The sequence below is a fragment of the Gillisia mitskevichiae genome (genome assembly GCF_003634585.1).
GTDB classification, from domain to species: domain Bacteria; phylum Bacteroidota; class Bacteroidia; order Flavobacteriales; family Flavobacteriaceae; genus Gillisia; species Gillisia mitskevichiae.
Map to the genome: position 1 here is coordinate 908440 of NZ_RBLG01000002.1, position 13338 is coordinate 921777.

General features: G+C 33.6%; 10 protein-coding genes. 2 read left to right on the forward strand and 8 right to left on the reverse strand.

Features of this window, described 5'->3' with window-relative positions; translation table 11 throughout:
* Nucleotides 1-457 precede the first annotated feature (457 nt).
* The 4 genes from BC962_RS09910 to BC962_RS09925 form a co-directional block, all read right to left on the reverse strand.
* The gene (locus BC962_RS09910) at nucleotides 458-2269 is read right to left on the reverse strand and encodes an FAD/NAD(P)-binding protein (RefSeq protein WP_121345842.1); all 1812 of its coding nucleotides are present in this window, start codon (nucleotides 2267-2269) and stop codon (nucleotides 458-460) included.
* 192 nt (nucleotides 2270-2461) lie between these two features.
* A complete protein-coding gene (locus tag BC962_RS09915; protein ID WP_121345843.1) occupies nucleotides 2462-2713 on the reverse strand; it encodes a DUF3253 domain-containing protein in 252 nt (83 codons plus the stop codon).
* 76 nt (nucleotides 2714-2789) lie between these two features.
* Nucleotides 2790-3356, reverse strand: a complete 567-nt coding sequence (locus tag BC962_RS09920; protein ID WP_121345844.1) for a DUF421 domain-containing protein — start codon at nucleotides 3354-3356, stop codon at nucleotides 2790-2792.
* A gap of 60 nt (nucleotides 3357-3416) precedes the next feature.
* Nucleotides 3417-4439 carry a potassium channel family protein gene (locus BC962_RS09925; protein ID WP_121345845.1) on the reverse strand — a complete coding sequence of 341 codons (1023 nt, stop codon included), beginning with the start codon at nucleotides 4437-4439 and terminating at the stop codon, nucleotides 3417-3419.
* Between the two features lie 681 nt (nucleotides 4440-5120).
* On the opposite strand from BC962_RS09925, the gene BC962_RS09930 reads away from it, so the two are divergent.
* Together BC962_RS09930 and BC962_RS09935 are read left to right on the forward strand one after the other, a co-directional pair.
* A complete protein-coding gene (locus BC962_RS09930; protein WP_121345846.1) occupies nucleotides 5121-6236 on the forward strand; it encodes a DUF2914 domain-containing protein in 1116 nt (371 codons plus the stop codon).
* A gap of 995 nt (nucleotides 6237-7231) precedes the next feature.
* Nucleotides 7232-8794, forward strand: a complete 1563-nt coding sequence (locus tag BC962_RS09935) for a hypothetical protein (protein ID WP_121345847.1) — start codon at nucleotides 7232-7234, stop codon at nucleotides 8792-8794.
* A 260-nt stretch (nucleotides 8795-9054) separates the two neighbouring features.
* Here the strand turns inward: BC962_RS09935 and BC962_RS09940 are convergent, their stop codons facing one another.
* From BC962_RS09940 to BC962_RS09955, 4 genes are all read right to left on the reverse strand, one after another.
* Nucleotides 9055-9879, reverse strand: a complete 825-nt coding sequence (locus tag BC962_RS09940; RefSeq protein WP_121345848.1) for an endonuclease/exonuclease/phosphatase family protein — start codon at nucleotides 9877-9879, stop codon at nucleotides 9055-9057.
* Nucleotides 9880-10150: 271 nt separating this feature from the next.
* Nucleotides 10151-11092: a hypothetical protein gene (locus tag BC962_RS09945; RefSeq protein WP_121345849.1), complete on the reverse strand. Its 942-nt coding sequence runs from the start codon at nucleotides 11090-11092 to the stop codon at nucleotides 10151-10153.
* A 2-nt stretch (nucleotides 11093-11094) separates the two neighbouring features.
* The gene (locus tag BC962_RS09950) at nucleotides 11095-12354 is read right to left on the reverse strand and encodes an ABC transporter permease (RefSeq protein ID WP_121345850.1); all 1260 of its coding nucleotides are present in this window, start codon (nucleotides 12352-12354) and stop codon (nucleotides 11095-11097) included.
* Between the two features lie 5 nt (nucleotides 12355-12359).
* Entirely contained in the window at nucleotides 12360-12764 is a 405-nt protein-coding gene (locus tag BC962_RS09955; RefSeq protein WP_121345851.1) for a hypothetical protein, read from the reverse strand.
* Nucleotides 12765-13338 lie beyond the last annotated feature (574 nt).

Below are 13338 nucleotides of genomic sequence, written 5' to 3' on the forward strand. Positions count from 1 at the left end.
TAATTTCTCCAAAGTTGGAAACATTAACCGTTTTTATAAATCGGTTACTTGTTAAAATACAAGACCACTTTCGAACTTAGGTTTGCTGGTGGTTTTTTTATGAGATGTCTTCATCTTGAAACCACCAAATAGAATTGGTGATATTTTCGGTTAACTCACACATAAATTCAATTGGTGGCTTTCCTCCCTTAAGATTGGCAAGAACCATCTGATGCACTTCACCTATAAACTTGTAGTAAGTATATGTAAATTCATGAATCCATAATCCCGTTTTAATATCTGTATTTAGTAAAAGGTAGGGATCATTAAAATCTACTTTATTTCGTTTTCTGAAATTTTTATAAATAATAAAACATTTCTAATAGCTTCGAAATAATTCAATTATCCCATGCTATACATTCTCATTTTATCTAGTTAATGTGAACTAGTTCCAGAACTTATATAATAGATTATCATTCTAAATTTCATTGTCCTCGTATAATTCTGTCATTTTTTCTACCGCTACATCAATTTCGTTTTTTGAAAGTGCAGCGAGCCAAACTTCTGCCAAGATCTTGCTGGTAGCACTGCAAGCTTGCAAACCATAGGAATAAGGACGGCATCCAGAAGTATGCGTAAAACTAATGTCATAAATATTATCATTAGGATTTCCTGAACTATCAATTAACCTATATGCGGCATCTATATCTACACCACCGGTAAAAAGAAGCAGCTCATTTTTCTCCTCTAAGATCGAGTCCTTATCAACATTTTTCGGCAATTTCTTGAGTTCACTTATGGTTTCAAACTTGGCCCTGGCCTTCCGTACATTCCCGTCTTTAATTAGAGAAGGAAACGGAAACTGCTCTAATTCTAGATTTTTCTGCCCTGCGCAGTTTACAAACATTTTATAATTAAATGATTCCAAAGTTCCATCCTCCTTTTCCACCTGAATAGCGGTTTGTTCTGGTTTATCTTGATCTTCCAAGATTTCAACTTTACCAGCAATTAATTCTATACAGTCCGCATCGTAAAGTGCTAATAGGATATTGGCAGAAGATAATGGTAGCGCAGCAATTACATTCATAAGAAAAGACATTACTTCTTTCCGCAGAAATAAATGATCTTCTGCCGGCAAAAGCTCGGCATGAAAATTAAGACAATACATCAAATCATCTAAGGTCTCTTTCCAATGTATTGGTTTGTTTTGATTTACAGAATTACGCGCTTCGATTCGCTCTTTGCGCATCCCTTCAAAGGAATCTGAATATTCATGATCTTCAGACATCAGCTTAATAAATTCTTTGAAATTGATCTTCTCCTGTTCCAATTTCTCTACCATATGCTCCATTCTATCTTTTCGAAAAGCTTGGATTAGTGCCGGTCTCCCTATTTTATCAAAGAAGCTGTGAATTCTTAAAAATCCATCGGCATCAATAAGGTCCAGCATTTCTTCGCGGCTAGTATGACGGTATATTTCACGGATGGCATATTTTTGTTCGTATTGTAAATGAGGAAGCCAACCTTCAAAAGAATGCATCACGATTTTAAATCCTTTCGCCTTCGCGTGTAATTCAAAATTGAGTTCCTCTCCTTTTTGCATAAAAGAACCATGCCTATGAGCAAGAGAGCTCACCACATCAAAAGCGCTTAAAGATGCACCTAAAGTTCCTATAGCATGATTGTAATATTCCCCTGGAGCTGGCAATAATTTATGGATGGGCCAGGGAGATGCATAATATCCATTTTTCTCATTATCATCTTCAAACCAATGATGTCCTGTTGCGATGATCACCTTATCAAATTTCTTCTCGCTTGCCTTAGAAGTTTTTAAAAGCACATTGCCGGTCTTCTCATTATATATTATATCTCTAACTTCTTCTGAATTTATTTGATGCACAGTAATACCTTTTTTGGTAAGCTGGTGGATAAGGCTGTGGTACTGATCCTGGAAATAAGAACCCAAAGAAATTCTACTATAAACTGCAGAATCATCTATAGGAAGATCTTTCACATTTAAAGATTCCAAGGTTTCAGCATCTTGTTTCCTTAGCCAGTCCCCAAAGGTTTCAGGTAATTCTGGGAGCTCTTCAGAAGAAATATTGGCAAGGTTATATTTATCTGTTGTTTCTGGATTATAAGGCATCCCCATTCCCATATTCACGCCTTTTTCAAAAATGCTTATCTCATTGAACATACTTGTTAGCAGTTCTAAGTGATCATTTATGTGTTTCAGTAAATAAATGGCTGTAGCTCCGGAGCCAATTATTGCAATCTTCTTTTTATCCATGAGAAATATTAGGCATTAGATAATAAAGATATCCATTCCCAAAATCCAATAGAGTTATAGAAATTATAATTTTTAATGCGATCTGCTTTCAATTGTAGAATCCCAATTCTGAATTAAAACAGATCTCCTAGAAGTAAGAGATAGAATTTGTAAGTTAAATCTTATTTATAGTATTTAAGGGAGTTAAGTTGTTTAACCTTCCTTATTTCTAAGTCGTATAGGACCTTTTAAATCTGATGGCAATTTTTGCTGAATTAAACCTTTTTGAAGTACCACTAGTTCTCCAGCTTCAACCAGTATATCTGCTTGTTTTCGCACAAGATCCATTTTGTCTCTCCAGCAATCTGGATATAGCAGTCGTGCAACTTCCGAAGGACAATAGGTTTTATCTTCACCTCGTTCTTGGGCAAATTTCAAGAGATTCCGTTTTATTTCTTCAGGCATTCTTTAAATAATAAGTCAAAATCATGCTTATCTAATATAGAACCAGAATTAGCAACATTTCGGATTAGGGAAGTTGTTAAGAATTATCTCCTAAAACTTCTTGGATCAAATTTAATTTGGAGCCTTTTTTATCAGCTTCAAACTTAAAAACACTTAGCTCTCCGGAGCGTTCTAGAAAAGCACATTCCACAGCTCCAAGATCCCGTATTCCTTGAACTCTAAGCATACCATAAAGTTCTTCTTCTCGCACTCTAGAATCCTTTAAACCTGCACTTTGTAATTCTCCGTTTTTAATAAGTATAATAGGCTTTCCGTCTAAAAAGGTGTTTAAACGTTTTATTTTTACTTGTAAATATTGAATTAACCTAGAGATCCCTACAATTATAAGGATCACCAAACATGCATACATTAATGGTACTTTGGGATAAAACATGGAATCTCCAATAGCAGAACCTAAAGCAATTATCAAGACATTCTCAAACATAGATAAACTTCTATTCCCTCGCTTACCCATAAAGCGCAATATAAGCACCGCGAATAGGTAGATAAAAGCTACTCTAAAACCAATTTCTAATAGAAATAAGGCATCGTTCTCCCTTCCTAAAAAAATTCTATACCAATCAAAGGGTTTTATTTTTTCCATATCTATTTAATAAAGCTATTTTGTGTGAATGTTTAATTTTCTTGATTTGAAAGATTACTTTTAAAATCCAAGTGATATGCTATCTGTATTTTCTTCTACGTCTTCCCACTCCCAGCCATCATTTTGAATATAAGCCAGTAGCAGCTTTCTTCGTTTAGAGAGGTCTTCCTCATGCCCTGTTCCACGTTGTGAAGTTTCTTTAGATACATTTTTAAGATTCGAAGTATTTGGGCGTTTGGGCTCATCATCTCCGGGTTTTATAAATGCACTCGCCAAGGTAGATAGATAGTAGGTTGTGGCTCCATAAGCCCTTTCTAATGCGTGAATATCTGATAGGTTTTCTTTATCTACACTATAGAGAAGTATAGACATAGTTTCATCTAAAGTTACCAATTTTACGGAAAGTGACTCGTGTAAATTTTCTGAATGGAAATAGTGAATTACTGGATATGCAAGATGCTGTTGAGCCAATTTTAATAAGGAAGGTTCCAGTTCGTTGAGAACTTGAAGAAGTTCTTTGAAATTGTTTTCTTCATAACGCTTAATTATTTCACTAGGTGTTTTTCCCAATTGATGAATGCGCAGGCTAATTTGACGTTTTAAGGTAATTGCATCTACTACAGGAATTAGGAAAGAGATGCCTAAACTTATAAAAACAACTCCTGTGTAGGATATAAAACCTGTGTAGATCATCCACCAACCGTTTCCCGGGGTGTAATCCCCATTCCCCATAGAAGATAGAACATAAGCTGTGAAATACATCTTTTCTACAAAACCAGTAACATAAGCGTTCTTACTGGAAGACCATAAAGCTTCGGCATCTGAATATACAATAAATGTATTTCCGAACCATAATAATAAGATCCATGTAAGAACAATAATGAGCAATAACGCAGGGCCAACGATATTAAGGAATTTCTTTCGCCCGTCTCTATTACATGCCATTAGGCAGGCTCTCCAAATTCCTCTTGAAATCCTATCTGCGATAAATCCGGCACCTCTTGGGGAGAGGATCGTAGAGATCATATCAAAGATGGTGACTAAGGTGATCACTAATCCAAGTATAAATAAGGCAATATTCATTTGTACTAAATTTTCCTTTAATTGCTTACACTATGTAGAATAGGATTTCACTCCTCTCCTATTTGCTGGTATAATGAACTAATTCTTTAGCCTTGTAGCGATATTTTTAATTCATCATAAATTATAAGTGAATAGGCTTTTCTATTCTTAACAAATTAAAGTAACAGGTGAAATCTTCACTTTTCAAAATAAAGTTATTTGGAGTAATTAATTGGAGGCTATGACATTTATTTAACATCTTAGAGGCTAGTTGAGGGTTAGAATGAATTCGATATAAATTCCAACTTTTAAAAAAAACTGAAAAAATGAGGACAATCTATCCATTGAAATATTACCCAGTTATACATCTACTTCAATAATATAGTTCCGTAAAAATATATTTTAGGTAGGGATTTAATATTCTTTAAGGGCTATAATAACTGTAATTTCTCCGAGGTATGCTGGTTGTTTTTTTGTGATACTATAGCGCTAAACAAGAATAAATAGATCGATACTATTTAGTTTTCGAGTTCCAATTCTGAAATTTATTTGTATACTCGATTACTGTCACAAGTAAGTCTAAGTCCCGATACCTCTCGTGAGTGTCCTAATTCCGGTTTTTTCATAAACTCTCTAGCATTAACGTCAAAGCAAATATCCAGATGAAGTTTTTATGCTACATTTGGCGCTACTCAATGCAATATGAAAAGAGCTTTAGTAAAATATAGAAAAAGTGCTTTTGGAAGGTATCTTATTCGCAATCAAAAGTACGCTCCCATTCTTTTTTTTATTGGTGGTTTTATTTTTGACACGTTGACTTTAGGGCGAATAGATCGTGTTTATGATACGGTGGTACTTTGCTCGCATATGTGCTTACTTTCTATAACGCTTTATTTATATAATACAGTGAATGATGATAAGTGGGAAGGTACTTTTATCAGTCGTCATTCCGAATATTTGCCGCTTGCTATACAGTTCTTCTTTGGTGCACTTTCAAGCGCTTTTGTCATCTATTTTTTCAGAAGTGTGTCCATGTCAAAAACCATGGTTTTTTTCATATTGCTGGTTCTGCTCTTATTTGCAAACGAGTTTCTTAAAAAGAAAATCTCCAATAAATACCTTCAGTTTAGTGTTTATTTTTTTATAAGTTTTACCTTTTTCGCCTTTATGATTCCTACGCTCATCAGGAAAATGAATACCTTTATTTTTATCATTTCGGGCCTTGTAAGTTTATGGTCTACGCTGGTACTAATCAGGTTTATTTACAGGTCAAGCCCAGGCACAAGAGCTGAGATAAGTTTAAAAAAACTGATTAGTATTATCCTTTCTATTTATATAACAATTAATGTTTTTTACTATTTCAATCTTATTCCACCAGTGCCACTAGCTTTGGATACCGGGTTAGTGGCTCATGATGTGCGGAAAATAAATAATGAATACATCGTTACTTACGAGAAAGATCAATGGTATGTATTTTGGCGTAAACATAATATCAATTTTCATCGTCAAGCAGATCAAAGAGTGTATGTGTTCACTTCTGTTTTTGCACCTACAGATTTAAAAAAATCCATTTTTCATAGGTGGAAACGCTACAATCCTGAAACCGGTAAATGGGAAGTAACTGATGACCTAGGATTTGAAGTTGCCGGTGGGCGTGATCAAGGTTTCCGTGGATATACTTATAAAAACAACCTTAAAGAAGGCCAATGGAAAGTTGATGTAATCACAGAAGAGGGACTCGTGCTTGGGGTCGTAGATTTTGTGATTAAAAATACTTCTGAACCTTATAAAGAAGGAGTGGTAAAGAAAGCATTTTAAACTGTTTCCTCGATAATATTTAATGCTCTAAACATCATTAATAAAGCGCTTCAGAATCCTAGATCGACTTCCGGTGAGTTTGGTATAATTGTGCTTGTGGTTATTGGAATTTTTATTACCGAAAACTAGCCCCCATGTTGTGCAAAGTCTTACGACATTGAGCTCCGCAAGCGTCCCGAATAAATGGTTGGCTCTGCAAGCAAATCAGTATTCTACACGTTTCTTCAATTAAAATTACCTCCGGATATACCAGCCATGCCCGTTCCTCTACTTGAAAGCCTCTCTGAGCCTATGCCTCTAAAAGGATCCTCCATTTGCAGCTTAGCATACTCCTTCTTTTTGTTGAATTAAAGTTTATTAGGGCATTTAATTGATAATTTAAATCGAGATTTGATTAGTAGACGTGGAGACATATATAATTTTAAAAAAGTAATCTTACAAGCTTTGCATCTTCTTTTGGTTTGATCACGATGAGATAAAGGTATTTTTGAATCTAATTTATGATAAACATTTGTCACACAAACTCGTAAAGACAGCTCAAATCCGCCAAAACTTTCTCCTTCTAGATGAATTCGATTGTTATATTTATCTCTTCTTGTATATGTTGGTATTATTCTTCGGTAAGTTTAATCTCTAATTTTTCTCATCTTTCTAATTTGATAATTAAAGATCACAATTGAACAGACAAAGAAGGTCGAATAAATATTAGACGCAATTAATTACTTAATTTCTTCACTTGATTATGCCTCTACAATCTGGTGTTAAACACGAAATTTTTCCTTCTTCTTGATATTTTTAAACGTACCCACTTTTTGTAATACTACCTATTATATTTTAAGGGAATTGACCCATATGCGCATCATGTAGAAATTAGTAATTTCTATTCTTAACAAGAACATTGTTTTGATAACCTACTTGTTTATTTCACCCTTCACCTAGCTGAACAAATTACTCCTTGGAAGTACTATTTTATTTATTAACTAATAAATAAGTTTATGAAAACAATTACACGTTATCTAGCTTTTATGGTTCTATTATCACCACTATTTTCAAGTTGTAGTAAAGAGGAGGAAGAAGTCGCTGTAAATATCGAATCTTTCACACAAAGCATTTCCCTGGAATTTGGCGCAGTACTCAATGATCTATCCAATAAGATGATCAGTAAAGAAAATTTTAGTCAGATTCCCGATTGTGTTAATGATGCAGCACCAGCAGTGGCAAGGCTTAGCATTAGCTTTAACGGGGAGACTAAAACCATGGATATAGACATCCTCACTAATGGAACTAATTATTATACTGATTATTCTGACGAATTGAAAATTCCGGTAGTAGTTAGTGATGATGGTAATAATGAGAATGATTACACTACAGTGACCCTTTCCAAATTTCTGATCTATGATGGTGATCCCGATGGTGCAGGAAATTTAATTTGGGTAGCTCCCACTGGAGATGGTGACTTTCTAGGATATGTAGACAAGCCGCTACCTTTGGATATCATTGTTCGACCCGGCACCAAAAAAAATGAGGTAATAGAGGTTTTTTGTTTTGACCAGCAAATAGTTAATGAATATGGATATTCGTTTTTAGAGCTAATGCCACAAAAACTTTATAAGCTTTGCTTCTTCGCAAACTATTGTCATTCCGATGGCAGGCACTATCCAGGTAATTATAGTTTAGATCTTTTTGTACAGGATGCTAATGGTATTCGTGTTCAATTATACAACAATGAAGATACCAATGCCAAGCCAATAACCGGTCAATATGAGAATGGTGAATATTTTTCCCAATTACTCTGTTTGGTAATTCCCGGCCCACCAGAAAAGGTAGAAAATGATCAAGATTATCTGTTCTATACTATTACCCCTGAAAATTCAGACGCTTATGGAGATATAGATAACACTGCACTAGCAGAAGAAGGATTAAGTTGGAATGATATAAATGTCTTGTTCAATGATAATAACACCATGGAATACATACATATATTTATTAATTGTGACACTCCATCCGACTGTGGGGAGTTTGTAGCCATCCCCGAATCATCCTTTTATAATGAAATCATCCCGAAAGATCCAGTAGATTATTTCGAAATAGTGAATTATTTGGATGAGATTTTATTTAGTTTTTCCCAAGGAGAGTTATGTGCAGATGCTGTAGATATGGTCGCATGCATCAACGAATTTAATAATCTCATTGCTGAAGAGGGTTTTTATATTAGTTGTCTTCCTGCAGGTTGCTATACGTTCATTAGGCACCAAACAGATGGTGTAAATCAGTTAGTTTCTACCGATGAAGAACTGCTGGATTTTTTAGGAAGCATAGATTCTAAAGGCGATGCTTTGTTATTAGCATTGTCTAACGATTACTATTGGAGTACAAACAATATGGAAAACGGAGCCATAAAAGAGGCCTGCACTGGTTACGAATTAATTGTGAATAAAATAGTAAGTTATTGCACGCCTTTACAGATAGACAGATTTCATTTAAGTATTACCCCATCTGCTGAGATCATAATTTTGGATCAAGAAGTGATCGAATTTGAGGAAAATCTATGTATATAAATATTGAGTTAATAAATAGAGTTTTAGATTTCTAATGTTAACGCAAAGATGAAGGAAGCGTTTACAGATGAAAGAAACATAAACCTGGTAACCAAATTGCCTGACATTGATGCATGTAAGGCCTTTAATAAAAAATAAATGCTAGGACTGTTTTTTAAAGCAATTATAAAAACACGGTTTGGAGAATATGTTGGGAGTTGAACATGATTACAATTTGTAATAAGGAAAAATACTTCCAACTACCCTAATATCAGTTTACATTATCTTCTTTTCGAAGAAAATTCAAACTCTGCCCACACGGGAATATGATCTGATATTCGTCGTACTGCTTGCATATTGGGAAAGCTTTTATAGATTAATACCACCCCAAAATTCAATAAGTTAATTTTTTTGGAATTGAAAAAAATATTATCATATTCTGAAGCTAGGCATTCCTCCCCCACACATTCCATTTTCATTGTGGTCTTTTGATTCTCCAAAAGTGGGAGATACCCAATCTTTTTCAGCGGATTAAACACCGTGTGGCTTTGTGGAACATTGAAATCGCCCAAGAAGATCAAATTTTTATCAGGGTATTTTCCGGGAAGGAACTTGAAATATTTGATCTCGGTTTCGGGCTGTTTCTTTTTAGGGATCGCGTGAAAGTTTACCAAAGTAAATGGCTGACCATTATAGATAAAGTCTAGCATATAAGGTTCTCTGTCAATTTCGTCTCTATAATGCGGCTCTAACCAACCCTTGCCCTTCTGTTTCACCTTACTCGTTTTCCATAAATAAGCATAACGCTCTGTAGCATAAGGAGTGCTCTGGGTAGGCTCACTTATTACATATCCCCATTTGCTGCCTTTCCTATTTAAAGCGTCTGCCAGTTTCGCCACAGCCTGAACTCCACCATACCCTGCCACTATTTCCTGTAGTGCCACCACATCAAATTCATTTAGCACATCTGCAACAAAATTAATTTCAGATTCTGATTTCGTTTTTCCGAAGTTTTGCAGATTCCAAGAGGAGATCTTTACCTGCGCGACAACGAGTTCACTAAAGAGGAAAAGAAATAAAAATAATAGGATGTAGGGTTTTAACATGGGAATTTAAATTATGACGTGGAACTGCTCGCGGTTATAGAATGATGTAATTGTCCTTAGGAATAAAATAGTAAAGATTTATTTTTATTGACAGTTATAATTCAGGTTATAGAATAAAAAGACTCAGGTTCTAACACCTGAGTCTGTTGGTAATATTAGAAATTTTTCAGTTTATTTATCTACTTTGACTGTGAAATGCAAAGGTAATATATTACAAAGCACAACAAATAAATTGTTCTTCCTCTCTAAAAAATATACTCTTCTGCTTCTATTATTTATTTATAAAATCTAGAATTACACCTTCCATATTAGAAGGAATTACTGCATTTTTAATTTTATAATTACCCTCTGGAATTCCCATTTCTCTAAACCATTGGCTCCAGTATTCCTGAATGATATCTAAAGTATAAGGATTGTCATCATTCAAACTATTTATCCCTATCACTAATACTTCCAGATCTTCCAGATCTTTAGCTGCCGGTATGAAACCTAGATCTTGCTTTTGCATTTCTTCTCTCCAATTACTCTTTTTTAAATTCAGTTTAGATAGATATTTAGGAGTTAAATAAGATGTTCTTCCGCCCTCTTTCATTTCAGTTTTATCAAAATACATATAACCATCAGTTAGGATTACTAGAATATTTCTATGACAGTTATCCATACTATAATCCCTAACATTGTCCTTAAAAAATCGCCAAATATCAGAACCTGGATAATTCTCTTTAATTCCTTTAGCATCATTTTTAGCAAATTCATAAAGTTTGATTGGCTCAGTTTTGTAAAGCTTTTGGGTTTGCTCAATTAATTCCTTTGGAGTGTTTTTAGTAAAGGAAATTTTAAGTTTTTCTGCTATTTCATTTATTTTACTACTTGAGGGTTCAGGGTTAAAGAATAGCTGAATGCGATCTTCCAATAAAACCAATTTTTTGGTCTTGATATGATTAGTGAAAGCCTTGGACAAACTGCCCAAATATGCCACGTCCTTTTCAATAGATTTTGGCTGTTCAATCCTGTCTGAAAGGTCAAGAAGAATACTGATATTTAAATTATTCGGTTTGTTTTTATTAATATATGCGGGACAATCTATGCTGCCTTCCGCTTGTAAAATAGCTGTTGATTCCACTAAATTTTTTTCCTCTTTAGGGTCTTGGCCACAGGAGATAAATGCGAAAGAGAAAATTGCTACGTAGTATATTGAAGATTTAAAATTCATTTTTAAACGGATTTTAGGTAAATTTTATTTGGTATATGAGAATCGTTCAAGCCAAGATCAACTATATGTAGATCATATTCTTCTCTGCACTTTTGTAATAATTCATCTTTATGCTTTTGGCCCATGGATAATTCTGAAGCAATAAAATGTTGCCAGCCTTGCAGATATTGTGAGGAATTGTTTTTATAATTTTTAATTGGAAATATAAAGCCATCAATAATATTGTCCAGTTCCGTACCTCTTACTTTTAGTTTATCCATCTCTTCTTTAATATTCTCAATTTTTAAGGAATGGGTCTCTAACAATTTCTTTTTATTAAATATTTCAGCATTTAAACTGGAAAGAAATACCTGTATTTTATCACGGTCTGCATGCTCTTTCATTATAAAATCGAATACTAAACCCCAAATTAAATAGGATACAAATCCTGCAAATATTATCACCCAAAAGCCTGGACTTGTTAAAGCATAAGAAACAGAGAAAGGAGGATCCCCATATACCTTATCTAGATCATACAACTTACCTTCTATTAAATAGGCCAATATGGCATCGAAAACAAATGTTATGATAAATAACATCGTAATCTTAAAGATGTTAAGTATTCCTTTTTTGTGCTGAAACATGTGTATTAAATAGCCTAAGCCAAAGAAGACAAAAGGTATAAAAACTATAAATCCTAATTCCAACATTCCATCTCTATAGGCTTCGGTTAATGCCTGAGGATAAAATATACCTCCAAAAAGATCTATGGAAGGATCAAAATTTCTAAAAAATCCAGAATAGGAGGTTGAGATATAAAAAATAAAAATATAAGCGCTAATAGGAAGCAATAAAAACAATCCTATCCAAAATTTTACTGAGGACTTGGCATCAACTTCAATTCCGTAATCTATAGGATTCTTTCTAACATTGATCTTATCTTGTTGAAGTTTTTCAATTTGACTCTCCAATGTAGATTTATGATCTAATAGGCCACCCAGAGTTTCAGACTTATTCAATAATGAGGTATTAATGCCTTTCTGTTCTGCAATATAAGGTTGCTTAAGCCTACGCTGTTCCTCTTCTTCTTCTCTACAATCCTTCTCAAATCTATGGAACAAGGCTTGCAAAGAAGTTTTTAAATTATGAAAGTTTCCTAGGCATGACTTTGAACCACCATGTCCTTGATTATGATAAGTTAACCTTTGATCGTATAGGATTTCATTTTTAGACTCTTCAATTTTAGGAGTCTTTAAAGCAGATAAATTTCTTAATATACTCATATAGATTAATTATTAAGTTCATTTAAAAATTCAGTTTTAGATTTATTTTCTTTTGCACTTTCTAATAAGTATTCTGCTAAGGCATCTACATTTTCATCTAAAAACTCAAACTTTCTACAATACTTTTTAAGTGTAATTAACTCATCTTCGGTGATTTTTTGATCTGCCCAAATCATTACAGCAAAATCATATAAATATTCCATTCTTTCTTCAAGGGTATCCGGGATGGTTATTTCTCCAATGGATCCACTTAAAATCTTATCCAATTCTTCACTTGAAACATTCCGTTCTTCAGCAAATTTATAAAGAAGCTGCATCTCTAAATGACTAAAGTTTTCATCTGAAAGAGCAATTTGATAAAGTCTAAGAAAGTGGCTTTTTAACTGTGCAGTAATCTCTGTTTTTTCCATTGTTCGTTTTTAAATTTGGTTACATAATTTTTAAAATATATAGGGAGTTAAGTTTCGTTAAGAAGAATTTTCCAACATAAATTATGCTATCTGTGGCGGCTCTTTAATGTTAAAAAATATGGAATGAAAATAAAAAAGAATAGGGATTCTCTTATAAGCAATATAAGTTTGGGACCAAATTAAAATAGGCTTAAAGCCTTTAATTAAATAATTTTTGAAGTATGAATACATATAGAAGACCTAATTAAAAAAAAGCTCTTCCGGTAGGGCAGAAAAATAAATTATGATGATCAATATATAACATAAATTTTAATTATTTATGATAAGGGCTTGAAATACATTGATATATATAAACATTTTTAAAGAAAATATTAATAAAATGTTCCCTTAGAATATTAAAAGTGATTTCTCCATTATATTAAACTCAGGAGCATTTATATATCTATCTACAATGGCTTCCTGTTTAATGATCACTACAGAATTCCCATTCGCTATATAACAATAGATCAGACCATGGTAAGATTCCCGTAACAGATCGAAAAAGTAAGAATGTAATATATTCTGTTCTTCACCT